At 49.7% G+C, this 26279-nt stretch carries 23 protein-coding genes; 7 read left to right on the plus strand and 16 right to left on the minus strand.

Annotated elements, in window-relative coordinates; all coding sequences use genetic code 11:
• Nucleotides 1-72: 72 nt before the first annotated feature.
• Together istB (ADN00_RS09355) and ADN00_RS09360 are read left to right on the plus strand one after the other, a co-directional pair.
• Entirely contained in the window at nucleotides 73-693 is a 621-nt protein-coding gene (gene istB, locus ADN00_RS09355) for an IS21-like element helper ATPase IstB (RefSeq protein WP_236691502.1), read from the plus strand.
• Nucleotides 694-770: 77 nt separating this feature from the next.
• A complete protein-coding gene (locus ADN00_RS09360) occupies nucleotides 771-1184 on the plus strand; it encodes a VanZ family protein (RefSeq protein WP_152966312.1) in 414 nt (137 codons plus the stop codon).
• Nucleotides 1185-1317: 133 nt separating this feature from the next.
• On the opposite strand, the gene ADN00_RS09365 is transcribed toward ADN00_RS09360, so the two are convergent.
• Both ADN00_RS09365 and wbaP read right to left on the minus strand, forming a co-directional pair.
• Entirely contained in the window at nucleotides 1318-2310 is a 993-nt protein-coding gene (locus ADN00_RS09365; RefSeq protein WP_075062709.1) for an LCP family protein, read from the minus strand.
• A 33-nt stretch (nucleotides 2311-2343) separates the two neighbouring features.
• A complete protein-coding gene (wbaP, locus tag ADN00_RS09370) occupies nucleotides 2344-3807 on the minus strand; it encodes an undecaprenyl-phosphate galactose phosphotransferase WbaP (RefSeq protein ID WP_082390020.1) in 1464 nt (487 codons plus the stop codon).
• A 215-nt stretch (nucleotides 3808-4022) separates the two neighbouring features.
• Between wbaP and istA the strand changes: the two genes are divergently transcribed.
• Both istA and istB (ADN00_RS09380) read left to right on the plus strand, forming a co-directional pair.
• Entirely contained in the window at nucleotides 4023-5195 is a 1173-nt protein-coding gene (gene istA, locus ADN00_RS09375) for an IS21 family transposase (protein WP_075062710.1), read from the plus strand.
• On the plus strand, nucleotides 5192-5977 hold the full coding sequence (istB, locus tag ADN00_RS09380; protein WP_075062711.1) for an IS21-like element helper ATPase IstB: 786 nt from the start codon (nucleotides 5192-5194) through the stop codon (nucleotides 5975-5977). The genes istA and istB (ADN00_RS09380) overlap by 4 nt, the downstream gene beginning before the upstream one ends.
• A gap of 294 nt (nucleotides 5978-6271) precedes the next feature.
• Here the strand turns inward: istB (ADN00_RS09380) and ADN00_RS09385 are convergent, their stop codons facing one another.
• The 14 genes from ADN00_RS09385 to ADN00_RS09455 form a co-directional block, all read right to left on the minus strand.
• The gene (locus ADN00_RS09385; RefSeq protein ID WP_160317503.1) at nucleotides 6272-7366 is read right to left on the minus strand and encodes a glycosyltransferase family 4 protein; all 1095 of its coding nucleotides are present in this window, start codon (nucleotides 7364-7366) and stop codon (nucleotides 6272-6274) included.
• A 19-nt stretch (nucleotides 7367-7385) separates the two neighbouring features.
• A complete protein-coding gene (locus tag ADN00_RS09390; protein WP_075062713.1) occupies nucleotides 7386-8066 on the minus strand; it encodes a class I SAM-dependent methyltransferase in 681 nt (226 codons plus the stop codon).
• A gap of 22 nt (nucleotides 8067-8088) precedes the next feature.
• Nucleotides 8089-9348 (minus strand): glycosyltransferase family 4 protein, encoded by a 1260-nt coding sequence (locus ADN00_RS09395; protein ID WP_075062714.1) that lies wholly within the window; start codon nucleotides 9346-9348, stop codon nucleotides 8089-8091.
• Nucleotides 9348-10241 (minus strand): ATP-grasp fold amidoligase family protein, encoded by an 894-nt coding sequence (locus ADN00_RS09400; protein WP_075062715.1) that lies wholly within the window; start codon nucleotides 10239-10241, stop codon nucleotides 9348-9350. The genes ADN00_RS09395 and ADN00_RS09400 overlap by 1 nt, the downstream gene beginning before the upstream one ends.
• The gene (locus ADN00_RS09405; protein WP_160317504.1) at nucleotides 10238-11584 is read right to left on the minus strand and encodes an O-antigen ligase family protein; all 1347 of its coding nucleotides are present in this window, start codon (nucleotides 11582-11584) and stop codon (nucleotides 10238-10240) included. Before ADN00_RS09405 ends, ADN00_RS09400 begins: the two co-directional genes overlap by 4 nt.
• Before the next feature lie 108 nt (nucleotides 11585-11692).
• The gene (locus ADN00_RS09415; RefSeq protein ID WP_075062718.1) at nucleotides 11693-12781 is read right to left on the minus strand and encodes a CapA family protein; all 1089 of its coding nucleotides are present in this window, start codon (nucleotides 12779-12781) and stop codon (nucleotides 11693-11695) included.
• Complete coding sequence (locus ADN00_RS09420) at nucleotides 12778-14304, minus strand: lipopolysaccharide biosynthesis protein (protein WP_075062719.1); 1527 nt, start codon at nucleotides 14302-14304, stop codon at nucleotides 12778-12780. The genes ADN00_RS09415 and ADN00_RS09420 overlap by 4 nt, the downstream gene beginning before the upstream one ends.
• The gene (locus ADN00_RS09425; RefSeq protein ID WP_075062720.1) at nucleotides 14295-15077 is read right to left on the minus strand and encodes a BUD32 family EKC/KEOPS complex subunit; all 783 of its coding nucleotides are present in this window, start codon (nucleotides 15075-15077) and stop codon (nucleotides 14295-14297) included. Before ADN00_RS09425 ends, ADN00_RS09420 begins: the two co-directional genes overlap by 10 nt.
• Complete coding sequence (locus ADN00_RS09430; protein ID WP_075062721.1) at nucleotides 15074-15817, minus strand: class I SAM-dependent DNA methyltransferase; 744 nt, start codon at nucleotides 15815-15817, stop codon at nucleotides 15074-15076. The genes ADN00_RS09425 and ADN00_RS09430 overlap by 4 nt, the downstream gene beginning before the upstream one ends.
• 33 nt (nucleotides 15818-15850) lie before the next feature.
• Complete coding sequence (locus ADN00_RS09435; RefSeq protein WP_075062722.1) at nucleotides 15851-16732, minus strand: LysM peptidoglycan-binding domain-containing protein; 882 nt, start codon at nucleotides 16730-16732, stop codon at nucleotides 15851-15853.
• A complete protein-coding gene (locus ADN00_RS09440; protein ID WP_075062723.1) occupies nucleotides 16717-18372 on the minus strand; it encodes a polysaccharide biosynthesis tyrosine autokinase in 1656 nt (551 codons plus the stop codon). Before ADN00_RS09440 ends, ADN00_RS09435 begins: the two co-directional genes overlap by 16 nt.
• A gap of 39 nt (nucleotides 18373-18411) precedes the next feature.
• Complete coding sequence (locus ADN00_RS09445; RefSeq protein ID WP_075062724.1) at nucleotides 18412-18633, minus strand: hypothetical protein; 222 nt, start codon at nucleotides 18631-18633, stop codon at nucleotides 18412-18414.
• A gap of 957 nt (nucleotides 18634-19590) precedes the next feature.
• Nucleotides 19591-20994, minus strand: coding sequence for a sensor histidine kinase (locus tag ADN00_RS09450; protein ID WP_075062725.1), 1404 nt, complete (start codon nucleotides 20992-20994; stop codon nucleotides 19591-19593).
• A gap of 2 nt (nucleotides 20995-20996) precedes the next feature.
• Complete coding sequence (locus tag ADN00_RS09455) at nucleotides 20997-21686, minus strand: response regulator transcription factor (RefSeq protein ID WP_075062726.1); 690 nt, start codon at nucleotides 21684-21686, stop codon at nucleotides 20997-20999.
• Between the two features lie 318 nt (nucleotides 21687-22004).
• On the opposite strand from ADN00_RS09455, the gene ADN00_RS09460 reads away from it, so the two are divergent.
• Genes ADN00_RS09460 through ADN00_RS09470 form a run of 3 tightly spaced genes read left to right on the plus strand, consistent with a single transcriptional unit; the run spans nucleotide 22005 to nucleotide 26277 of the window.
• Entirely contained in the window at nucleotides 22005-23363 is a 1359-nt protein-coding gene (locus ADN00_RS09460; RefSeq protein ID WP_160317505.1) for an efflux RND transporter periplasmic adaptor subunit, read from the plus strand.
• An 11-nt stretch (nucleotides 23364-23374) separates the two neighbouring features.
• Nucleotides 23375-24826 (plus strand): efflux RND transporter periplasmic adaptor subunit, encoded by a 1452-nt coding sequence (locus tag ADN00_RS09465; protein ID WP_075062728.1) that lies wholly within the window; start codon nucleotides 23375-23377, stop codon nucleotides 24824-24826.
• 32 nt (nucleotides 24827-24858) lie between these two features.
• A complete protein-coding gene (locus ADN00_RS09470) occupies nucleotides 24859-26277 on the plus strand; it encodes an efflux RND transporter periplasmic adaptor subunit (RefSeq protein WP_075062729.1) in 1419 nt (472 codons plus the stop codon).
• Nucleotides 26278-26279 lie beyond the last annotated feature (2 nt).

Raw genomic sequence — 26279 nt, forward strand, 5'->3', positions numbered from 1 at the left:
TTCGTACTGCACTGCGGGAGCAGCAGTCCAACCCCCAATATTCCGACCTATCCTTTGAGGACCGCCTTGCTGGTGGATGCGGAATGCAGCCAGAGACAAGAAAACCGTGTCAAACGCAACATACGCATCGCTGGTTTCCCAATGCAAGCCGCCCTCGAAGATCTCGATTTTTCACCAGGCCGTGGACTGGACAGGCGCTTCATCCTCGAACTGGGACAATGTACCTGGATTACCAGTCGCCAGAATATTTTGATCTTTGGTTCCACCGGCTCCGGAAAATCCTTTTTAGCCACAGCCTACGGCGTTGCTGCCGCTCGCCAGGGCTTCTCTGTGCGTTACCACCGTACTTCCCGCTTACTGCATGCCCTTACCATTGCCCGGCAGGATGGTTCGCTCACCCATTTGATGCGTTCTCTAGCGAAAACCAACCTGCTTGTTCTGGATGATTGGATGCGTGATCCAATTTCCGTCCAAAATGCCCAAGATATCTTGGAAGTTCTGGATGACCGCTTTGGCCACTCAGCGACGCTGATTGCCAGCCAGGTGCCAGTAGCTGATTGGCATGTGCGTATCCCAGATCCGACCCTTGCAGACGCAATCCTTGACCGCCTGGTTCACAACGCCCAGAGGGTCCACCTCGAAGGAGAGTCCCAAAGAAAGATCCGGGCTCAGCGGTCCATGTCGCACACTTGATGTAAAATATTCCTGTCAGCCTTCATCCCTCAAATAGTGTGCGGCATCCGCCGTTTAAGCTGTGCGATTTCACCGATATGCGCAAATGGCAGACCATTCTCAATCGCTGGGGACCCGTTCTCCTGGTGATGGCCGCGATCTTTGCCTTTTCTTCGCTGCCCGGAGAGAAGGCAGAAGCCGTGCTGGTTGGCCTGGTGGGAACCACCGAGAGCGCGCCGATTGAGGCGCTGCCCCAAATGGTAATCGACTGGTACAAGGTGGGCCATGTGATCGGGTACGCCCTGCTGGGGGCGGCTGCCGCCCGCGCGCTGGCACTGAGCGGACGCGCCGGCTTCTGGCCCGCCCTGCTGATCTGCGCCGCCTACGCCGTAACAGATGAGTTCCACCAGCATTTTACGCCCAACCGCAGCGGACGGGCACTGGACGTGCTGATCGACGCGGGGGCGGCGGCGGTGGCTATTTACCTGTACCTGTTCTTTCGCAAGAAATAAGCACAAACCAAATTAACACACAAAGCAGCGAGCCGGTTGGTTCGCTGCTTGTGCGCCTGCACGCAGGCATGGGGATATGAGGATCTTCGAGGAAAGTTCGGTGGATGGCGATGCGCCCTACTTGTCGGGCGGATTAGTGGGTGAAGAGCTCCTGCAGATAGGCTTTGATGTCGCCGGTGTAGGGGTAACGAACGCCTTTGCTGTCCATGATTTGCTGGTCTTTGTCCATCTCGTAGACGGTGATGGCTTCGGGGGAGACTTCTTTGAGCATACAGGAGAGCTGGGCGATTTCCTCTGGGCTGAGATCGGTGACGATAAGCTGTTCAAAGTGGGCGTAAAGTTCGGGGATTTTGGTGAGGACGTCGAAGGTGAGGAGCTTGCTGCGCAGAGCATCGAGGACAAGGTTCTGGCGGAGGATGCGTGCGGGGTCTCCGCCGGGCTGAAGTGAGCGAAGGAAATCGGCTGAGGCTTTGCCGTCGAGGTGGAGCACACCCTCCTGGAAGGTGGTGCCACGCTCGTTGGTGAAGACTTCGGGGTTGCGCACGTCGATGCCGCCGATCAGGTCGATCATGGGGATGAACTCGTCGAGGGTGATGGTGAAGTAGTGGTCGGGCTGCAGCCCGTAAGTGTCGAGCATGAGCTGGGCGACTTTGCAGGAGGCGTTGGTCGTTTTGATGCGCGGATCGCCGTTGGTGCATTCGCACGCGTGCTTGAAGAACTGGCAGAGATTTAGGGTTTCACCATCTTCGAGGGTAACTTCGAGATCGCGCGAGAAGGCCATGGAGGTTACTTTGGCGTTGTCAAAATCCACCCGGACGAGGCGAATGGCGTCTGCGCCGTGGGGGGGCACGCCAATGGAGGCGTCGACGCCCAGCATCAACAGATTGATCGCGCCGGTGCGCCCGCAGGTTCCGGGGGGTGTGGCGGTGGGGACGGCGGTGGGGCCGGTTTGTTGGGGCTGCTGGTCGGCCATGAGGACGGTTGGCTCCGGCAGCGGCTGCTCGTTTTGGACGAGGGCCAGCGGCTCGCCAAGCGGGGCGCGGTAAATGCGCGGCACGGCGATGATGCCGACAACCAGGACAGCCAGGATGAGCGTGGGGATCACAAACTTGAGGAAGGTTTTCATAAGGGTCGCTCCTTTGAGGGTGAAGGCGATAGGCTAGCAAGCTCCGTCGTGTTTGAGGACGACGAAGACGGTTTTGGCGAGGATGTAAATATCCAGCCAGACGGACCAGTTCATGACATAGTGATGGTCGAAGGTGGCGCGCTGCGAAAAGGTGGCCTGGTTGCGCCCGGAGATCTGCCACAGACCGGTCATGCCGGGCAGCACGCGCTGGTAGTGCTTGAGCGTGGGGCCGTAGATTCCGGCCTGGTTGAGCATAATCGGGCGCGGACCCACCAGGCTCATCTCGCCGGTGAGCACGTTCCACAGCTGCGGCAGCTCGTCGATCGAGAAGCGCCGCAGACAGCCGCCAATGGGGGTGATGCGCGGATCGCCGCGCAGTTTCTGGTAGCGGTCCCATTCTTCGCGCATGTGCGGGTTGTTTTCCAGAAAAGACTTGAGCACCTGGTCGGCGTTGACGTGCATGGTGCGAAACTTGAGCATCTGGATGACGCGGCCATCTTTGCCCAACCGCTGCTGGCGGTAGAAGACCGGGCCGGGCGAGGTGATCTTGATCAGCAGGGCCACCAGGGCCAGCAGGGGCGAGATGAGGATGAGTCCGAGACCAGAGCCGAGCAGGTCGATGAGGCGCTTTTCGGTCTGCGCGGCGCGGTCGAGCAGATTGTGGTGAATCTCAAAGCTGAGCAGCCCGCCGTATTCGCGCACAGACATGCCGCACAGATTGAGCCCATTGTCGCCATCGCGGATGAGAATGACGCGCTGGAAGGTATCCTGGTAGCGCTCGCGCAGTTGGGGCAGTTCCTCCAGCGATTGGTAAAGAATGAGGGCGGTGTGGATGTGGGCGAGCTGCGGGACGCGGTGCATGTCCCGCAGGGCATAGACGGGCAGGTCGTCGTCGGGCGGGGAGGAGGGGTCGAGGGGGGTGAAGATCAACGCGGGGCGCAGGCCGATCTTGGGGCTGGCGCGATAGCGTTCGGCGGCGCGCAGGGCTTGCTGGTAGGGGCCGATGATGGCGGCCGGTTCGCCCCACCAACCCAGGCGGGCCAGCAGGGTGCGGGTGAACACCCGCCCGGCGGGGACGAAGGCCAGGCTGGCAAACCAGGTAAGGACGAAGATGAGCCGCGAAAGCCCGCTGGTGGTGCGGGTGAGGAAGGACAGCGAAGCCAGGATGAGCGTGACGAGGGTGGTGGTGAGGGTGAGGCTGCGAAACTCGGCGATGAGGCCGAGGCCGACGGCGGGGTAGAGGCGGCGCGCGGCGTAGACCAGCAAATAGACGGCGATGTAGGGCGGCAGCCAGTGCTGCAGGCCCGAATCGAGCGGACCGAGTGCCAGGCGGCGGACCAGCAGGGCGGCCAGGGCGGCGGCGGTGAGCATGAGCGCGTCGGAGAGAATCAGGCTGAGGCTCATGATGGCGCGCGCGTGACAGGCGTAGAAGCTGGCACAGTCGGCGGGGCGGGCGTGGGTAAGTATGAGATGGTATTCGGCGCGGGTTTGCTGCATGGTGTCTTCCCCCTTAGAAGAACAGATTGAAATGCAAACAGCGATTCGGGTAAAGATCCGAATCGATACGAGACGATCGATTGTGGGGCAGGGTCAGGGTTTTTTCTGGTGCGCTTGTCAGTGTCGGTGATATAAGTCCATAAAATAGCGGAATAAAATGTCCACTTTTTGGCGGCGAAGGATGTACCTTAATAAGAAAAAGCAGGAGGTACATCATGCTGAGAAAGGAGGACTACCGAATGATCGACCTATTGAAACAAAAGGGGTTGTATCTAAAAGACATTGCGGATGGATTAGGAGTCAGTTCACGCACAGTACGAAGAGCACTCAAGCGGGGTGGGCCACCGCCAAGAGAACGAAAGAGGGCACGCAGCAAGCTGGATGCGTATAAGCAGACTGTAGATCGTCTCCTGTCAGAAGGGGTTTGGAACGCGCAAGTCATCTTGCGAGAGATCCAGAACGAGGGCTATGTTGGTGGTTACACTATCCTGCGTGAATACATCCAGCCGAAACGTCCATTACGAGCCAGTCGAGCAACAGTGCGTTTTGAAACCACACCTGGACAACAAATGCAGAGCGATTGGGGTGAAGTTATTGTACAAATAGCCAATCAACCGACAAAGGTCTATTTCTGTGTGAACGAACTGAGCTATTCTCGGCGGTTTCATTTCTGGTGTACTAACAGCCAGGATTCTGAGCACACTTATGAAGGCATTATTCGCAGCCTTGAGTATTTTGGTGGAACAACGGAAGAAGTCCTGGTTGACAACCAAAAAGCGACCGTGTTAGAACACCCCGCGAATGGAAAGCCGTATTTCAACGCTCGGTTTCTCGATATGGCTGATCATTATGGTCTCACGCCGAAAGCGTGCAAACCCTATCGTGCGCGAACAAAGGGGAAAGACGAGAGAATGGTAGGATATATCAAGGGCAACTTCTTTGTTCGTTACCGCGCATTTGAAAGTTGGGCACACCTCAATCAACTAGCGGAGTTATGGCTTGCTCAAGAAGCCGATCAGAGAGTACAGGGAACGGTCAAAGAGGTAGTGGCAGAGCGCTTCCAACGCGAAAAACCAGCTCTAAAGCCATTGCCATCCTTGCGGTACGACACATCATACTATGAATTCCGGCGGGTGGCTTGGGATGGCTACATAGACGTGCGCGGCAATCGCTATAGCGTACCGGCGGAACTGGTAGGACAGGGGGTGGCAGTACGAATTGGTCTGGATGGAAACCTGCGCGTTTTTCAGGCAGAGACACTGGTAGCTCAGCATCTCCTGCGAAGTAAGCAGGCGGGATGGAGTACCGTCATGAGCCACCACCGAGAATTGTGGGAAGCTGTCAAAGTTGAACAGCGCTCGCTGGAAGCCTATGAGGAGGTGGTGTGATGGAACTGGATCGACTTCTTGAAAAGCTGCGAATGGACCACCTCGAGGCTCAGATTGATGCAGTTTGTGAACAAGCCGCAAAAGCGCAATTGGACTATAAAGCCTTTCTGGCACAGGCACTGGAAACTGAGTGGCAGGGACGTTATCAACGAGGTATTGAAGCTCGCTTGCGGCAGGCACGCTTCCCCTGGCTAAAAACGCTTGATCAATTCGATTTTGACTTTCAGCCATCATTAGATCGGCGACAGCTGCGTGAATTGGCCGGAATGAGCTTCGTTGAGCGCGCCCATAACGTGATTATTCTGGGGCCGCCAGGGGTAGGAAAAACGCACTTGGCGATTGGGTTGGGAGTAAAAGCCGTGGAAGCTGGGTATTCAGTCCTTTTCTTGACACTCGAAGAATTAATGGTCCGCTTGGCTAAAGCTTTCCATGAAAACCGCCTCGAGCGCAGTCTTCAACAGCTTGTTTACCCCAAGGTGTTAATCATCGATGAAATTGGCTATTTGCCTCTTTCCAATCTTGAAGCCAGCCTATTCTTCCGCCTGGTGGTTCGTCGTTATGAACGTGCCAGTCTTATCATCACATCCAATAAAAGTTTTCTGGATTGGGGAGAGATCTTTAACGATCCTGTTCTGGCCACAGCCATTCTGGACCGCCTTTTACATTACTCAACCACCCTCAACATAAAGGGAGAAAGCTATCGATTGAAGGAAAAACGCAAAGCAGGCTTATTGGGTCGAACAAACCTGATTGCATCAGAGGAACAGGAGGTGACTACGTGATGATGAAGGGCTGTTGTTGCCTTAAAGATGAGTTTATCGCTTTCGACGGCCTCCGGCTGGATTGCTATCAGAAAAGGGCAGAAAGCCAGTGCTCTCTGCCCAGCCGTATGGCCACCTGGCACGGTGCTCAGGTCGCTCTCCAGCGTTGCCCTATCCTCCGCGCAGGTATTCTCAGTGTATCACAACACAACTCATACTATTTTGGCAACCTGTCTGAAGTAAATGTTAAAAAATCCTGGCGGACACTGCCGCCGCCAAAAAGCGGACAAATTAAACCGCGATTTTGTGGACATTTCATCCCGCCATTGACAGCGCTAATGAGGAATAGATTTCGAGGTACTGATCGGTGACTTTTTCCCAATCATATCGGGCGCGGACAGACTGCCCGGCTTTGCGACGGTATTCGCGCACAAGTGGTTCATCCAACATGAGTTGTGTCAATTTGGCGGAAAGGTCATCCACTGAATTGGTCCTAAATGAAAAGCCAGCATCAGCGATAACTTCAAGATTTTCCTCAATATCGCTGACCAAAACGCAATTCTCGTAGTTCATGGCATCCAGCAGACCGGTGGAAAGGCCCTCAATTTCAGACGGAAGGACATAGAGATAGGCATTGCTTAACAGTTCTTCAAGCAACCGACCACGAACAAAGCCGGGGAAAATAATTCTATCGCAGGCAGATTGTTTCAGCTTTTCGGCGTAAAGATCGCCATAGCTGCCATCACCGGCGATGACCAGTTTCTTGGTCGGGTAGGGAATCCGGCAATACGCCTCAATGAGATGGTGAGCGCATTTCTCCGGTACCAGGCGGGCGGCAAAAAGAATGTAATCATCACCCCACAGGCCCAGTCTGTGGATTTCATCTGGCTCAACCCGCTCAACCGGTTTCACCCCGTTTGGAATGTATTTCACCGAACGGCCGAAATGATCCTGATAGTAATGCTGCATTTTCTGGCTGACCGCGGTAGCGGCGTTGGGAAAGCGCGCGGTGGTGAAATCGGTGAAGCGCAGGTAGGCTTTAGCCAACCGGCCCCATTTAGCTCGCTGCCAGTCGAGGCCGTGGCTGGTGACCACGGTGGACAGCCCGCGCGCGCGCAGCGGAAGGGCGAAAATTGAATTGCCAGTGGAGTGAATATGCACCACATCCGGCTTCTCGCCTGGCACGGCCATTGCCGCGTTGAAACTATGCGTGATGGCATCGAAGTTTTTGGAAGGAATGGACGGCAAATGCACCAGGCGCATGCCGCGATACTCATGCTGCTCGCGGGGTGTGTAGTGCGGGCGCACATACACCACCACCTCGTGACCGCGCGCGGCCAGACGGCTGCCAACTTCTTCCACGACATATTCAGCCCCGGCAGGCACCGGGACGCCTTTTACACCAAACATGGCGATTTTCATAGTTGTTTTATTCTGACTGTTTTTGTGGACTGAAAGCAGCAATCAGTGAAACCGGCCAACCAAAAAACTTTTGCCTTTTAATTTGCCAAGTCTTTTTGGGCCTAACACTATAAATCAAATTTTTCAGACTACGAATCGTAAATATTGTGGCAAGGTATTCTTTAGAGGCCCAATTTTTTTCCCCGACTAGTCGAAAGACTTCTCTCCAATTGGGCAACCAGTGAAGAAATGGAATCCTACTGTGAACTTCAACTGGAAAAGCACGGTCAGGAACAGCAAATATCGCAACTCGCTTTACTATCCTTGTTATTTCAAAAACAAAATCCTTATGTCCTTCCATGGGAACATGTTCCAAGACGGCGTTGGAAATGGCAATATCGACTGCGCCATCTTTGAAGGGAAGCGCCATGCCATTCGCTTGAACACAAATAACCTCGGGGTATTTTTTCTGAAAAGCTTGCATACTGTCCAGCCCAACTGCAATTAATTTTCCTGAACCGGGAGCTTGCTTTTCCAACCAGTTTTCATTTACGTTTGGCTCTGGCATTTTGCACCAAACACCAATATCTACTACTGTTGCTCCAGCTTGAAGTTCTTGAAGCACAGACTGGTATTTCCCTCTTCGCATTTCACCCATATTTTTCTGTACCACATGGTGAATGGTTTTTCTTACAATTCCGAATTTCATTTTTCCCCTTTTGATTTAAGCTTCAGCTTGTCAGCAAACTTAAGAATAATTCTTCTAATTGAAGTACGTGTAGCTCTTCAGAATTTTTATTCGTGTAAGAAATGCAATTTTTCGAAAATTTTTGACGATCAAATTTCATGATACTTAAGATCTTCAGTGCCAGGTCTTTTGAGTCTGCTGGATTGAATAACAAACCAGTCTCATTTTGCATAACGAACTCAGGAAGAGATCCAATATTTGCAGCTATCACAGGTGTTCCATTTGCATAACTTTCTAAAAGTGAATTCGGTAAATTCTCATACCACAAGGACGGGATGATGGTACAGATTGATGATTGCATCAATTTATTAATTTCCGACTTGCTTATTTGCCCTAAAAATAATACATGATCTTGCAATCCGTATTTTTCTGCCGAGAGCTTGAGGAGATTTGTATACTCAGGAGTTCCTTCACCAGCAATGTAGCAAACGGGCAAATGATCAGGATGATCTTGGCGAATTATATTTAACGCCTCAATTAGAATATGAACTCCTTTTGGCCTATCAAGCCTGCCAACGTAGCAAATAATTAACTCTTCTTTTTTGATATATTCATGAGTAACCGGTTTTGTGTATGTAGGAATAATTTTCAATCTCGATTCATCAATTCCCGCTTCAATCATTTTATTTTTCATAAAATGATTGGTAACCACAAAAGTATCAACTAAATTAAAGTACCCCATTAGAGAATGAAATTGAGTCGCCGAAAAATTCATTAATGACAGGAAGGTGCTATTTTGAACACACTTATGAATAACGCTCTGCCATCTGGATTTTTTCAGGCACAGCTCGCATGGTTTGTCGTCTCTAAGAAAATGTAAACCGGGACAGGCCATTTCATAATCTGAAAGACGCACCACAATGGGAATTTTTTTCTTTTTCAAAGCCACCAAAATGGCAGGGGAGATTTTTCGCAAATACTTTAAAATATACGCAACATCAGGTTGTGATTCCTCTATCAAAAGCGTGGTCCTTCTTTCAACTTCAGGGTCAAAAAACAATCTTTTCATTGCCCGGAAATTTGTGGAAAGTTGGTTTGAGTGTTCTCTGAAATATACCTGGTCTTCAGTACCGATAGGGTCCAGGAAATATTTGGAATATGAAGAATTTTGGTTCTTTGAATAGCGGATTGAAAAGGGGATTACTGTATGTCCTCTCTTTTCAAGGATCTCAGATATGTTGAAAAGATAACGCTCTGGACCGCTAGACACAAAATATCTATAATTTGCGAGAAGAATTTTCATTATATATGTAGCATTTCGCCAAATTTCGTGTCCCAAATTGCCGGATAGAAACGTTCAAAACCAGCACCTGGAAAGAAAGTTAATTCACCAAATTTAATCTTTTTGTTTTGTAAATAATAAAGATCCACACGTAGGAATGGAAAACCCTTTGACAATGTTTCAGCAACATTTATCATTTCATCCAGCTTTTCTGGAGCAGGGATATTGATCCCCGAGTACGGATATTCATATGAGAATGTCTGCAATTCCCAATCTCGGGAATATACATTTCTTGAATGCCTGTGAAAACGATCCAAATCCACATGAATGTATTCAACTCTTCCATCGAAGCAATAAAATTTAAAGTCTCGTAAATCTCCATTTCCATCATCTAAAAATTCTTCTACAATCACTCCTGGCCTTAAATTTTTATACACACATTCGAACCATTGGAAATAATAGTCCAATTCATACCATGTATTTATTAATTGCTTCAACTGCTCTGAATTAACCAAGGATTTTTCTCGGCATATGAAAACATCTCCGCTTGTATGGGTGGGTTTTATTACAAAATGATCCGGCAAGTTAGAAAGAATTATTCCTTGGTTAACATCAATATATTGTTTATTTTCAATTGTGTAATGTGAGCCAACAGTTTTTTTTACAAATTCTTTTACCGCAAGCTTATCTACAAATTGAGAATATCTATCATAACCTCCATATAGTTTCAACCATTGGATTTTTTCGTTAAATGTTACTGGTGAGTTTAAGTTAACAGGTTTTTTAAACCTGTGTAAATACCAAGACCTGATAAAGTATTTTGGGTAACTAGGTATTAAATAATTGAATAATTTTTGAATTCTCTCAAATCTTATTCTTTTCTTATTTAGGAGAATTTGGTGTGTAATATTCATGCTTTGTCTTCGAAGTGTTGTGCTTTTCTAATTCTAACCCCCGCAAAAAACACACCGATAAGCGCAAATAAGTACCAGCTGCTCATAACATTCCCATAAAATGCACCTGGAATTCCAGCTAATAACATCAATGTCACTATGATCGTTGTGTGGCGGGACAATGACTTGATTTGAGGATTCTCACTTTGATTGTTTTTTAACGAATAAATTGTTACTGAAATAAGAATTGCAAAATAAAGAATTAGTGTGATAATTCCTGCTTCAACAAGATAAGCAATATAATCGTTATGAGGAGGAAGATAAGTTCCAATAACTGTGTCTGTAATTTGATTTGGGTCCCCATAACCCATACCAAACAACCAGTGAATAGGATCGGCGTTCGCAAATTCACGAAGATAGAGTGTATAGAGTAGGAACCTGCTACTTGAAATTCGGTTTATGTCCTCTAAAGATGAGGGGGTTATAAACCGTAAAATGATGTTTATTAATTCATCATGGAAAATGATAGCGGCTATAGAACCGCCAAATAGAATCACCCAATATAACCTTTCTTTCCTGAAAAGTATTGCGCCCATTATTATTGAAATAAATAGGATCAACCATGAGGTGCGATGATAAGTCAGGAATAGAATTATAGAAAGTGATGAAAGCCCAATAGATAATGGTAAAGTTAGCTTCCTCTTAATTGTGGTGAAATATAAGAGCAGTATTTCAATATTCAGAGCAACGAATTTCGCGAATTGTTGCACAAATAATCCACTTCCAGTAATTCGCTGAATTCCACTTAATACTACCGTTGGTACACCTTGAAAAAGGCTTAATCCCATCGTTGTTAACGTTGCAATGGTGACTAAACTCATATATTTCAATGTGATTTCAATGTGTCTTTGAGAGCGTACAAGTTGATACATTGAAAAAAGAATGATCAAAGGGCTGATGATACGGATATATTGACCCACACCACTGATCATACTTCTAGACCAGAAAATTGCAGGTATGCAAGAAGCCATAAAAATTAATGAAATATTCCTCAAAATTCTGACGGCTTTAATCTCAATCGGGAAAAATAAGTACCTTGAATAAAAAACTACAATCACCCCACATACAATCACGGGGGTATTTATTCTCATGATACTTATTGGTATGTACAATGCATCAGAAATTGACCAAATTAAAGGCCCAAAAATGAAGAAAATTAATAATGAAAGAAGAGGTTTTTTAATTAAACAAATTCCAATAAGGATGATTAATGGAATTACTAACGACAATTTTTCTTGTATTAATACTAATAATCCGCAGATTATGGAAGCAATTATAATGAAAACTGCTTTATCTTTTTTCAATATTCTTAAAGTTAGTATTGACGTATTGTACATAAATTATATAAAGTTTAAATTTTTAGACGAAACTTTCTTTACTTATCGATTTATAAATTTTTAATAACCAACTAACTATCGAAGTAATTCCAATAATAGCTCTCGATGAGATTCACACTCTATCAGGTTTCTTAAAAAGCGGAGTTTTTTAGCATAATATTTTTCCTTTAGTACATCAAGCCGAAATAGTAATTTTTCACATCTACTATTAGCAATTAACGTAGATATATAGTATTTTCTTTTCTCATAGCAATGGTCTTTCCATCTCCGTTGTAATTTATGAGTATCAAGCAGTTCATCACAAAGATGCTCTAAATCGGATGTAAAATTCGATAACTCAGTTCCTGCCAAAAAACTGATTTTTTGCAGGTCAAATTTATATGGAATAATTCTTGACGATATTTTGTTTTTCTGTAATTCCAATGACACAAGATACCCTGTATACCAATCAGAAAACGTATGCTTTTTATGAGGAAAGTAAAAATTTCCTGTTCCATAAAAAATATGGGTCCCGTTATATATCTCATATCCACAAGGAACATGAGAATGATGCCATATTATTGCATCAGCACCTATATCCGAATAATATCGACTTAAGGAAATCATTCCAGGCCTTGGAAATTTGAATAATTCATTGCCACCATGACAAATAAGAATTAGATAATCTAATTTTTCCCTTATCTCTTTAATCGAATAATAATTTGCTACAGGGTCTATCGGAGCAGCACCTGCACAAGCTTCTGAAGCGATTGAAAATTCATTTTCAGTGAACGCGAGAAATCCGATCCTTGCTCCATTCATATCCATTATCAATGGTTTACGAGCGTCACTAATATTTTTCCCGGCTCCTACATGGCCAATCCCTGATTGATCGCAATGGTGAATGGTTTCAATCAAGCCCTTTTCACCCATATCCAAAATATGATTATTTGCTAAAGTGACAACATTAAATCCACTTGCGGCTATAACCGAAGCCCAACATGGATCTATTCGCAGGTTCGGGCCAATTTTTAAAATTGGATTATGGTTATCCGTCAGCGGGCCTTCTAAATTTAAAATTCTAATATCATGATCTTGAAATATCTGTTGATCAAGTATCCAGTTTTCAAGCAGATTGCGATCTTGCAATGGACAAAAATCGCCAGCCACAAGTACCTTAATCATTCAATCTCCATTCTGGAAAAGTTCATTAATCTCAACCGGACTTTTGTATTGGGAACTGCAAATATAAGATTTCTTATGAACCATCGTAAATCATCACCAAAAAATCTTGGAAAAACCTGACATATCACCCAAAACACAACCATCAGAACTATCATTTCAATAATCAAAGTAATTATTGCGTATTCAATGAACATCCTAAGCATTAGCAAAGAGAATCCGCAAACCACGAAGACTATCAATGAATAATGCAAACCCTCTTTAAAAGTAACCAATATTTTTATTGCTTTTCCTCCAATTAATGTTTCTCCCAAATAAGACATTAATAGAAAATGAACAATTACGGCAAAATTAACTCCCCAAGCCACTCCAACCAGGCCATATCTTTTTCCAAAAAAACTACCTAAAGTGATAACAAAAAGGTATATAAGTTTCTGTAATGCATTCTGAGACAAAGCGCCTTTTGCTCTAGCCAAAGAATCACACATCCTGGAAGAAGATCTCAGTGGTATGACCAAAAATAGAACTTGTAAAGGATTGACAAGCCCCATCCATGGTTTTCCCAAGAGAATCTTTATAATTTCAGGTGCGTTTAGAACCAAAAAAATACTGAGCGGCATGAGGATAATGTTGACCAAGCTTAGGCTTCGATAATATGCATTTTTTAATCTTTCTGGTTGGTTTTGTACAATTGACATTGAAGGAAACATAGTGCCATCCAAAACATTGCCAATGAGCATTCCTGGATAAGACATTATCTGAAAAGCTCGATCGTAAAGCCCTAAAGTATCAACTCCTAGATATCTCCCCACAACAAAATTGTCTGCCTTTTGGGCAAAATAGTTAATCACCCTCAGAAGAGAATACATACCGCCAAAAGAAAACAGTTCTAAAAATTCTCTTTTTCTAATAATGAATTTCAATCGGGTTTTAGCTGAATAAAGCAGATATATACTTCGGATAAATGTAGAAATGATGGTTCCCCCCACTAATGACCATTCTCCAAATCCCTTTATCGCCAAGAATATACTAACAATGGTATAAGCAAATATTCTTGAAAAAAGATCTGCAAAGAATAATTTCTTAAAATCTAGTTTTCGAATTAATAATGCCTCGGCCACAGAACTAATACTTGAAATTGGAAATGCAAGTGATAAGCAGCGAATGAGACCAGTTGATATATCAATATTTAATACTTGTGAAAATAATGGCGCGCCAAACCAAATAGTTGCACCAACCGCTAATCCCAAACAAATTGAAGTGGTAAACCCCACTGAGATGTGATTTGTAGATAAATCTCTTTTTTGGACAATTGCTGATGATACACCGACATCAGAAAACATTGCAATGAATCCTGTAATTATTTGTGCAGCAGCAACAAGTCCAAATTGGTTAGGCAACAGCAACCTGGACAAAATTGCAAGTGTTAACAAATTTGATGATGCCAAAGCAATTACCGAAATTAATTTCCAGTAAGACGCTTTAATTGTTGATGATGTCAAGTTATGCGTATCAATTATTTGCATAGTAAAGAGTTCACTTCTTTTCCTAGAGAAAGCGAAAACTTCTCGAACATAAAACGATTAGGTAACTGGACAATTTGGTGTAGGAAATCTGTACGTTGCTGAAACTTCTTAAGGAACAATTCAAAAACATTTTGACAGTATAAGGAAAAGGCTTTTTTATCAATTACATTAGAAGAATTTTGTTGATAACCCAGCAGAAAGCTTTCAGCTAGCATTTTTCGATATAAATAATCGTTGGTAAGGTAGGGTGGTGAACAGAATATTGAATTAATCATCCAAGCAATATCCCAAAAATGAGTTCCCCAATTTGCTGATTTTTTAAGAAGTGGCGTAAGAGACCAATCAAGAATAACTATATGATCTCTTAATAAATCGTATTGAACATTGATTAGGTTGAAATCTCCATGCAAAAATGTTTTCCACCCCTCAAAATCAATGCTCTTCGGGATTAAGTACCTTCCACAGTCAGGTTCTAAAGATAAGTGAATATATCGTAATATTTGACCGACCCGAAAAAAAATTTCTGCCAGTTTCTCATCACCCAAATGATGAAGTAAACTTCCAACAGGTGATATATTTTGGATATACTCAAACACAATTTCATTAGCCTCTAGATCAAACTCAAGGACTTCCGGAACAGAAAATAGTCCTGATCTTTTAGCCAAACTGTATGCACTTATTGAAGAAGCTATTTCTAAACTAGCCCCATTGTTCACAGGAGATTTTTTTATATATCCTTTGTCCAACTCGAATTTGATATTATCCTTGATCACAAATTTTCCTTTTTCTTGCAAACATAAATTATGTTTTGTGAGAAGATTCTTGCAATCGGGATCGAAGAGAATAACCTTTCTATTTTGTCGATGAGCCTATATGGTAATAACGAATTCTCTCTGACTATAGGTATTACTCCATAATGGTATGTATCTACAATTTCTAAACCTGCAAATTGAACCAAATTGTTTACCTCAGAAAAACTCATCATATTTGATTTTTCGATATTCCTAACTAATTGATAAATTCTCGTGACAATTGCTAGAAAAGAAGTTCTGTTCATGTGAATATTAAAGACTAATATTCCATTATCAGATAGAAGCATAGATAGCTTTGCTATCGCTTCTTTTTTTAGTGAAACTTGGGCGTTTAGGAAAAATCGAAAAGCAGTAATTAGGTCAAATCTGACATCTCCAATTATGTTTTTTTCGGTTATATCAGCTTTAATAAATTTCACATTCTTCAAGTTCTTTTTACTTTTGGCTACATCAAGCATAGAATCGGAAATATCCACACCCAATGCATTCAGGGCAAAAGGTGATAAATGCTCGATGATCCTTCCGGTACCACAAGCGAAATCTAAGTAATTTTCTGGCCTATCCGTAAAATATTTATTTACAATTTTTATGAGAATCTCTTTTTCCCAATCCCAAATATATTTTCTACTAATGTTTTTATGAAATGAATTTTCATAAGAGGCGCCTTTTCCACTTGATAAATGAGAAAGTCGATAATCCATATATTCTCCAAATAATGTTTTCTTTTCTTTCCTCTACTCCCCCACCACCCATCTATTTCCCTCGACCCAATCGCCCTGCAGGTCGTTCCACACGCGCAGGCTGTCTGCGCTTACGCCCAGGTCGCGCGCCAGGTCGGCCAGGGGCAGGGCGCTCTCCACCCAGAAGGCGCGCAGGGGCTGGGCCAGGGCCGGGTCGGTGAGGTTGGCGGCAATCACCAGCGGCTCGCCGGTCCACAGGCTGGCGCGCCCGCCGCGCGGGTTGAGGGCCAGCAGCACGTCTACGCTGGTGTTGTGGCGCTCGGCCAGGCTCTCCAGTGTCTCGCCCTCCAGCACCACATGCACCAGCAGCTTGCTGCCGGGGCCAAAAGGCGTCTCGGCCAGGGGGCCGGGGGTGGGCGGTTCGGTGGGCAGCAGGGTAAAGGTGGGCGTGGGCTCGATCACCGTGTAGGTGGGCAGCGGATTGAAGGGCGTGGAAGGTTCGGCGGGCGCGGCCATCAGCGCCGACTGGACGGTAGGCGCGGGCGGCTGCGGGGGCAGGGGCTGATCTGCGCGCGGGGTGCTGTTGAGCAGGGCCGCCGCCGCTCCGCTGAGGATAACCAGTCCGCCGGCGGGGAGGGCGAAGCGGCGCAGCAGCCGGCGCAGGGAAGGCGTTTTGCGGGGCGGCCTGGTCGCCGCGAAGGTGCAGGTGGATGACCCGCCCTCAAAGCACAGTCTGAGCTGCGCGGAAGGTACGCGGCGCGGCGGCTGGCAGTGATAGCAGTAGTTGGGCACCTCGGCCGTCAGCGAGTGCGTGAGCGGGTCGTTCTTCAGGCCGAGGTACGGGCACACGTTAAAGGAAGTGAGCGTATCCATAGCGAGGGCGGGAGTGTCTGCGGTGGGGATGGGTTTGGCCGGTTCGATCAACGTTTTGCCCACAATTGAAGCTGTTTTTTCGAGCTGTGGCCATTCTTATTCGGGGCGGGCGTGGCGTAGCCGTCGTAGTGCGAATGGTAGGTATAGTAGCCGGGGTAGTAGTAGGTGGAGCGGGTGCGTCCCGGCTGGACTTCGTTGAGCACCACACCGATCACCTTGGCGCCCACGCGGTTGAGCTGCTCCACGGATTGTTTGAGGGCGCGGATGTTGGTCTTTTCGGGTTTGACCACCAGGATCACCGCGTCTACGTGCGGGGCGATGACCACCGCGTCGGTCACCGAGAGCACCGGCGGCGTGTCGATCACCACCAGGTCGGCCTCCGCGGTGAGGCTGTTGAGCAGCGACTGCATCTTCTTGGAGCCGAGCAGCTCCGAGGGGTTGGGCACAATCGGTCCCGAGCCGACCAGTTTCAGGTCGAGGGTTTTGGTATCCTGCTGCACGGCGGGGATATCGACGCTGGTCTGCACGAGGAGCGAGGAGAGGCCGTTGCGGTTGCCAGTGTTGAAGACCTTGTGGATGCGCGGGCGGTGCAGGTCGGCGTCGAGCAGGGTCACGCGCCGTCCGCCCTGCGCCGAGACCACGGCCAGGTTGGCGGCCACGGTGGTTTTGCCGTCGGCGGGGGTGGGGCTGGTCACCAGAATGGAGCGGATGGGCTCGTCCACGGCGGTGTACTGCACGTTGGTGCGCAGCACGCGGAAGGCCTCGGCCTCAAAAGAGCGCGGGTGCAATTGCGAAACGGGTCCCTCGTTGGGGTATTCGTAGGTGCCAATCATCGCCAGAATGGGCAGCTTGAGGCGGCGGGTGATCTCGTCGGGGTCTTTGATTACATCGTTGAGCGTCTCCACCAGGAAGACCGCGCCCAGGGCCAGCATCATGCCCACCACGGCGGCCAGGGCGGTGTTCTGCAGCACCTTGGGGCGGATGGGCGTCTCAGGCGGGGCGGCCTGCTCCACCTGCACGACAGACGAGATGGTCTGCGCTTCGGTGAGGCGCACCTGCTCGTAGGACAGCGCCAGGTTATTGTACGACTGCTCGTAGCGCGAGATTTTATCTTCCAGGCGGTTGATGGTGTTGGCGTTGGACGTATCGGCGATCTGCGCCCGCAGCAGGCTGATCTGGTAGTCCAGGTCCGACATCTGCTTCTCCAGCGACTGCTTGGAGGCGGCGTAGCGGCTGGTCTGCGTGGCCTGGATCTGCTGCGAGAAAACCTCGACCAGCGTATTGGCGATCAGCGCGCCCATCTCGGGGTCGGTGTTTTCCACTTTAATGACGATGAGCTGTGTGTCGCGCACGGGGGTAACGGTGATGGTGGCGGCCAGGTCGGTGGCCGAGATGGGCAGCGCGAGCTGTTCGATAATGCCCTCCATCACCGGGCGCTTGGTGAGCATCTCGGAGTAGGTGCGGGCGATGCGCTCAGAGGCCATCACCGCGGTGTAGTCGGTGGCTTTGGTGGAAGGGGCTTCGTTGATGAGAACGGTGGTGGTGGCCTCGTAGACGGGGGTCATCTGCTTGCTGACGATGAACGCCGCCAAACCGGCCAGCAGCGCGCTGAGAACGATGACCCAGGCCCAGCGGCGCAGGATATTGAGGATCATCTGGAGGTCGATGGTTGATTCTTCTTGCAGTTCGAATTCTGTTTCCATTTGGTCTTTCACTTATATGGGTGTAAGGTGGGCTGGCGGTCAGTCGGCTTTGGCGTGGCGCACCAGTTTGAGCACGTCCAGGCTCTGCTGAACGACCAGCCAGCGCAGGCGCCCGCGCTCGACCACCAGGCGCACTTCGCCAAAGGGGCAGACTTTGCGCAGGGCTTCTTCAATGGCGGCGACTTCTTCCTGGCCGAGCATACAGTCGCCGATGGTGCCATCGTCTGCGGTAGAGGATTTGAATTCAAAACGATTTTCCATGTTCAATCTCTCCTGGAATGGATATTGGGGGCGATTCCTTCACCAGGGCGCAAGGGATGAGTTAACAAGTCCGCAGATGTAACAAGCGCGCAGGTGTAGAAATAAAAATGTTAAGGTTGTTGTGGGAATGCGGTTGACCGCACAGGTAAATACCCCGGAATTTCCCGCCTTGTGGGGTTTTGCACCACTGCAAGGTTTATATAAACCAGCAGACCTGAGGGCCTGGGAATGTCACCTCGCCGTGGAGGGCTTCCCATGGGATTTCAGGCGTTCTGAAACAACAATAAATCCACCCTGAATTGTTTCCGCCTAAAGAACGATAAGACTATCGTTAATAATCGAGTTGTACCATTGCTCCGCCCCTCCGACATTGCGTGCAGAAAGAGCGCAATTCGAATGGCATTCGAGAGAATGACAGGACTGTCTGACCCCAGCCTTGCCGGGCAGGGTCAGAAAGCGGTGTTGGATTGATTCAGCAGTATAGCGGGCTGGCGCTTTGCGCCGGTCCGCAGGTGAGCTGCGTTAAGAAATTAACGCACTCAATGAGGATTGTGTGGGAAACAATACTGGCTGAAGTGCACAGTCCCCCTTCCCAACCACTAACAAAACGCTGCTGTCAATTCTCTTGCCACTCAAGATAAACAGTCTCCTTTGTGCAAACACAAGCTCTGCGTCCTCCCGTCTAAAGCGGGGTGACGTCTGAGGTGAACACCAACTGCGTGTTCAAATCAAAACCAGATAAAGTGTGCTTGCTCCCCCGTACAGAAGAGCAGTCTACAGATAAATCGTTTCCGAATTTGGGTGTAAGTAGTTTTGCTATCCCCCTCCAACGGAACTTACGATACTCATTCTACTTCCACAAACCGATGATGTCAATAAAAAAATCGGACATTAACATCACATTAAAGAAAATCATTATTAAACTCACCCATTTAAGACTCAATTGTCATCATTCGGTCACAATTGGGGCGCAACTGGAAAAACAATCCGGAAAGTTGTGCCTTCCCCAACCACCGATTCCACTGCCACCCTGCCGCCCTGGGCCTCGACCAGGGCTTTCACAATCGCCAACCCAAGGCCCGAGCCACCGCCCGCGTCCTGGCGGGAACGGTCCACGCGGTAAAATCGGTCAAACACGAGGTTGAGTTCTTCCGGCGGGATACCCTGGCCGGTATCGCTGACCGAGAAGCAAACGGCGCCATCCTTAAGCTCCGCGCTCATGGTAATTTGGCCCCCGGCAGGAGTGAACTGGAATGCGTTGATAATCAGATTCGACAGGACCTGCATCATGCGCGCCTCATCCAGATTCAAGTCCGGCAGACCCTCGGGCGCGTGAAGCTGAATGGCAATCTGATTCTGTTCAGCCCGGTGCTGGAAAGGCAGCGCGGCGCGTTCCAGAATGGTTTGGGGAGAAATCGATTGGGGATGAATGGGCAGCTCGCCGGCATCCACCTGGGATAAGAGGCGCAGGTCGTTGACCAGAGCCTCCAGACGCTCAATCTCATTGTAGATGAGAGAAAGGCGCTGCGGGGTGGGTTTGAGCACGCCGTCGCGCATCGATTCAATGTAACCGGCAATCACGGTCAGCGGTGTGCGCAAGTCGTGCGCGATGTCAGCCGTCATCTGGCGGCGCTGTTTGTTCGCGCGCGAGACTTCCAGGCTCATCTGGTTGAAGGCAGCTGCCAGTTCTCCCAATTCATCTTTTGAGCGCACCTCCACCTCCTGCTCCAGGTCACCGGAGGCCATATTCTGAGCGGCGCGGGTCAGCTGGCGCAGCGGCCGGGCCATCGTCCGCGAAAGAATAACCGCCAGCACAACGGCAATGGCCACAGCAATTAGGGTCGCTTCCAGCACAGCGCGGTTGGAGCGTTCAATAAATCGGGTTTCTTCCGGGGTCAGTTGCGGGTCGCGCGGCAATGGGAGCATGGTGCCAATCACCTGCCCTTCATACTGGATGGATGTGCCGCTGGCAATCAGCTCCTCTGAAACACGCATGCCCAGGGGGTAATCCGGTTCGGCTGCCAAAACCACAAATCCATTCGTATCGATCAGCGCAAAGAAGTTGCGGCGGTCTTCAGGGTGTCGGACTTCTCCCTCGCGGTTCTCCGGCGGCGGCCCACCCCCCGGATTCATAAACGAATAGCGGGCGGTTTGCCAATATTCCTGCACGCCCTCCCAGGAGGAATTGGCCGCGTAATACTGGGTCAGGCCTTCCTGCACGTCGCTGGTTAACTGATCGATCACAAAGCGGTTGAAGCGGTCCAGGTTGGTGGCGCGCAGCACGATCATGATGGTAAAGGTGGAAATCACCGCCACCAGAACAAAAGCTACCGTCAATTTGAAGAATATCGATCTATGCATGCTTAACTAATCTCTTTTGAAAACCGGTATCCTACCCCAAAAACCGATTCAATATACTGCGGTTCGGCCGGATTGGGTTCAATCTTCTTCCGTAGATTGCGGATATGGACATTCAGGGTGCGCTCCAAGCCGGTGAAGCCGCTCTCGAAGAGAGAATCGACCAGTTGGCTGCGGGTAAACACACGCCCAGGGGACTTCATCAAGCTGGCCAGCAAATCAAACTCGATGGGAGTCAATGAAACCGGCCTGTCATTGAGCGAAACTTCGTGCGTCGTCAGATTCATGCGCAGACCGGCATGCTGAAGGCATTCTTCTTGCTCCGGGGCCGCTTCAGAACGGCGAAACACAGAATGGATGCGTGCCAGCAGCTCGCGCATGCGGAAGGGCTTTACCACATAATCGTCCGCGCCAAGCTCCAGACCCAAAACCGCGTCGGTCTCTTCCTGGCGGGCGGTGATGATGATCACCGGTGTACGCGCTTCTTTGCGATACTGGCGAATAAATTCATAGCCATCCATTTTCGGCATCATGATATCCAATAAAATCAGGTCCGGCTTCACATGGCGCGCGGTGTAAAGCGCGTTTTCACCGTTATCGGCTTCCACAATCCGGTAACCCTGCTCCGCTAAATATTCGCGCAATAACTGTCGAACGCTGGACTTGTCATCTACAACCAGGATGGTTGAACTCATTTTCCTTCCTCGCAATCACAATCGGCTGAGGCTAAACGTATCACAGACTTGTTCAGATTTGGTTCAGGCGCCAAAGTAAATTTCCGCGCCGCCCGGCCCCCGCCAGCCACATACACAAGATATATAGACGCTCTAAACCAAATCTAAATCACCAGCGCCTACGATTAACTCGATCCTAGAAAAGCATTGATGATGATCGCATTTCCGTTGACTCGATTCAAAACCGTTTGGAGGCCTTGCATGTCATTGTCATTAAAGAAGATAACAGGTTTTTTCACAAAAAACAAAAGGAACACGGTTATTGGGGCCGTCGTGGTGGTGACTCTACTGGTTGTCGCCAGCGCGCTGGCCTTTTTCAAACCAGCGGTGGGGGCCGTCGCAACGGCCACGGCCGAAGCCGCCGCCACACCCAAATACTACACGGCATCCGTCAGCGTGGGAGATATTGAACTCAGCGCCTCCGGGTCGGGAAACTTAATATCCAACTCGGTGGTGGAACTAGCCTTTTCAACCTCCGGCACGGTAACCCGCCTGTATGTTCAACCCGGGGACATGGTGAAGACCGGCGACCTGCTCGCAGAGCTGAACGCCTCAAAAGAACTGCAAGCCGAGGTCGCCAGCAGGAAGTTAGCCGTGATTGAAGCCCAACAGGCGTTGAACCAACTGCAACAGAACGCCGAAGTGAGCCTGGCCAGCGCCTTCGAGGCGTACGTTACCGCCAAAGCGGATTATGAAGAGGCGCTCTTCAACAGCCAGCGCACCGCTTACTCGCGCTGCGACCAACAGACCACCACCCGCCTGGCGCAAACCCTGGAAAGAGCCACGGAGCAATTGAAAAAACTGACCGATACAACCACAGAAGAATATACAGAAGCCAAGAACAACTACGAAACCGCCTCCGCCAATTATACCTACTGTGTTTCGTACAGCGAGGACGAAAAGACGCTTGCCAACGCCGCCCTGTCGGTGGCCGAAGCCACCTTGAAACAGGCGGAAGCCACCTATAACAAGTTAAAAGAAGCCTCGGGGGTTGACCCGGAAGAACTGGCGCTGGCGGAAGCCAACCTATCCAACGCGCAGTCAAAGCTGGAAATTGCCCAGGAAAACCTGAATGGCACCACCCTCATCGCCCCGATGGATGGGACGGTGATATCCATCGCGGCCGGTGAAGGCCAACGGGTAGAGGCCACAACTTTCATCACCATCGCCGATCTCAAAGACCTGATGATGGAAGTCTCGGTGGACGAATCAGACCTGTCCTTCCTGACCCCCGGGACCCACGCGGAAATGGAATTTGATTCCATCGCCAACACGGTGTTCAGCGGCAGCGTGATCCAGGTTGACCCCACGCTCAGCGAATCGATGGAATATAAACTGGCAACCGGCAAAATCCGCATGGATATTGAAAACAACCCTGCCGCGGAGCAGCTGCTGCTGGGATTGAACGCGTCGGTTACGTTGATTAAAGAAAGAGCCGAAAACGCGCTGCTGGTTCCGCTGGAAGCCGTGCGCGACCTGGGGAATGGCAATACCGCCGTCTTTGTGGTGGGCGCGGATGGGAATTTGACCTTCCGGGCAGTGGAAGTGGGGATCACCACTGAAACCCAGGCGCAGATTTTGAGCGGTCTGCAAGAAGGGGATACCGTCTCTACCGGCCTGGTTTCCACCAATTCATAAAGGTGAACAAGATGACTGAGAGTAAATCAAAGCAGCCCACAAACCCCGGCCGGCGGCGCAGGCAGATTGCCATGATTACCGTGGCGCTGACTGCCCTTCTGGTTGCGGCAGCCTGGTTGTGGCAGCGGCAGCAGGCGCAAAACGCCAGCGCGCCGATCTACCAGACCAGCGTAGTGCGCCGGGGAGACCTGGTTCTGACCGTAACCGGAACCGGGAATCTGGCCGCGACCAGCATCCAGGAACTGGCTTTCCCGGTTTCGGGCAAGGTGGCCGAAGTGAACGTGCAGGTTGGCGATGAGGTGAAAGCCGGGCAGGTGCTGGCCGTGTTGGATAACCTGGACGAGCTGGCACTTGAAGTCGAGACACAGCAATTGGCTGTAAAGGCAGCGGAAAAAGAGCTGGAAACACTGCTGGCGAGCGCGGATCGCTCTTTAGCAGAGGCGCAGATTGCGCTTTCCGACGCACAGGCCAGTTATGAAGAGGCCAAAGCAAATTTACACCAAAAAGGTGATGGCCGCTGCAGTAAAGACCTGACGGAATCGTATTTCTACGCCTATTTGCGCGCCAAAATCGAGGCAGACAAATGGGAGAACTATTACAACGATGGCGTCGGATACGGAACCAACTTTGTGCTTGAACACCTGCAGCCCTTGTTGGAGGAGAAAAACCAGGCTTACCAGAATTGGAAATACTGCGAAGCCTACACCGAACAGGAAATCCTTGAATCGGAAGCCAACCTGGCCACAGCCGAGGCAGCGGTTCACCTGGCCCAGGCGCAATTGGAAGAGCAGTCAGCCAACGGCGGTGTTTCAGCCGCCAGCCTGGAACTGGCGCAAGCCGAGCTGGAAAGCGCCCAAGCCGCCCTGGCAGAAGCAGAAGAGAACCTGACCGGCGCAACGTTGACGGCGCCGTTCGACGGCGTGGTGACAGAAGTGGCCGCCAACGCGGGCGAAACCGTGGATTCTGACACGTTCATTCAAATCGCGGACCTGTATCACCCTGCTGTTGAAATCCAAATCGACGAAGTGGACCTGCAAAACATTGCCGAAGGCTGTACGGCCGAGGTCATGTTCGACGCGATCCCGGACCGGATCTTTAGCGGAGAGATCACCAACATCTTCCCCACCCTGGTGTCCGTGTTCGATTTTGACACCCTGTCTGGCATGGTAAGCCTGGAAGACCAAATCACCGCTTCCGGTAAGATCCTGCCCAGTGGATTAAGCTCGCTGGTCGACTTGAAATGCCGCAGCGCCAGCAACGCCCTGTATATTCCACTGGAGGCGCTGCACTACAGCGAAAATGGGGATGGCTTTGTGTATGTCTTGAACGCGCAGGGTGCAGCAGAGATGAGAAAAGTGAGCACCGGCCTGGAGACGATCACCGCGGTGGAAGTAACCAGCGGCCTGAGTGAAGGCGAAATTGTAATTACCTCCGGGGTCAGCCCCGAATCTTCTCAATCGTAATAATTCATTCCATTGAACTTTTTGGAGGAACTGTGAACTTAAACGCACTGAAACCAATAACCTGGAAAAAAGGTCTCATCCTGGGAGGAGCGGCGGTCATCCTGCTGGGCGGCGCCGCCTATCTGATGTGGGGACTCAACGCCAGCGACACGGCCGCGAGCGGCCAGACCACGTATGAAACCTCGCCGGTGAGAAGTGGAAACCTCACGATTTCCGCCTCCGGCAGCGGCACTTCTGTCGCCGGGCAAGAATTGAACCTGAGCTTTTCCACATCAGGCACGGTCTCGGCTGTTCATGTGCAAACCGGCGATCAGGTGAAAGAAGGCGACTTGCTGGCCGAACTGATTTCGGATGAAAGTCTGGACGTCCAACTGCTGGAAGCCAAAATCAATCTGGAAAACGCCGAACAGGCCCTGGAAGACCTGAAAACCAACGCGCAAACCACCTTAGCCGAAGCGCAGATTGCGGTTGTGGAAGCACAAGAAGCCTATGAAGACGCAAAATCAGCTGTGGTATATGAAGGCCAGGCGCGCTGTGATGAAGACACCACCCAGGCCTATTACCAGGAGTATTGGGAGGTTCAGCAAAAACTGGACCGCTACACCCAGGCAGATTATGACAACTCCACAATTTATCTGAGTGAAATCCAACCCCTGGTGCAAGAGCGCAACTCCAGATATGCCACCTACGCGTACTGTGCCAACTTCACAGAATATGAGATCGCCGGTTCACAAGCCGAATTGACCAAAGCGGAGGCGGTATTGAAAGAAGCCAAAGCTGCGCTGGCCGCGTTGGAAGCCAACAATGGTGTTGACCCGGATGAACTGGCGCTGGCCGAAAACAAGGTCAAAAGTGCGCAGATGGCCCTGGAAAAAGCACAGGCCAACTTGGACGGGGTGAAGATCGTAGCGCCCTTCGACGGGACGATTCTCAGTGTGGCTGGCGAAAGCGGAGACGACTACGAATCGGGTACCTTCATCACAATCGGCGACCTGAACCACCCCAACGTGGAATTTTATGTGGATGAAACTGATATGGACAAAGTGGGCGTGGGTTATGTGGCCAACGTGGTGTTCGATGCTTTCCCTGACACAACCTACAGCGGCGAGGTTGTGCAGGTAAACCCCTACATCGAAACCAGCGGGAATTCAAAAGTGCTGAAAGGTCTGGTCAAAATCACCCTCCAGAACGCGGACCAAAGCATTTACCTGCCCGAAGGGCTGAGCGCATACGTGGATATTATCGGCGGGGAAGCCACCAATGCCCTGCTGGTGTCGGTGGACGCTCTGCACAAACAGGACGATGGAAGCTATCTGGTTTACCTGCTGCAAAACGGGCAGCCCGTTGAACAGCCGGTTGAAATTGGCCTGATGGATTACACCTACGCCGAGGTGCTTTCTGGCCTCAGCCTGGGACAAGAAGTGGTTACGCAAATTGTGGAGTCGAAATGACA

The sequence above is a fragment of the Ornatilinea apprima genome (assembly GCF_001306115.1).
In the GTDB taxonomy this organism is placed as follows: domain Bacteria; phylum Chloroflexota; class Anaerolineae; order Anaerolineales; family Anaerolineaceae; genus Ornatilinea; species Ornatilinea apprima.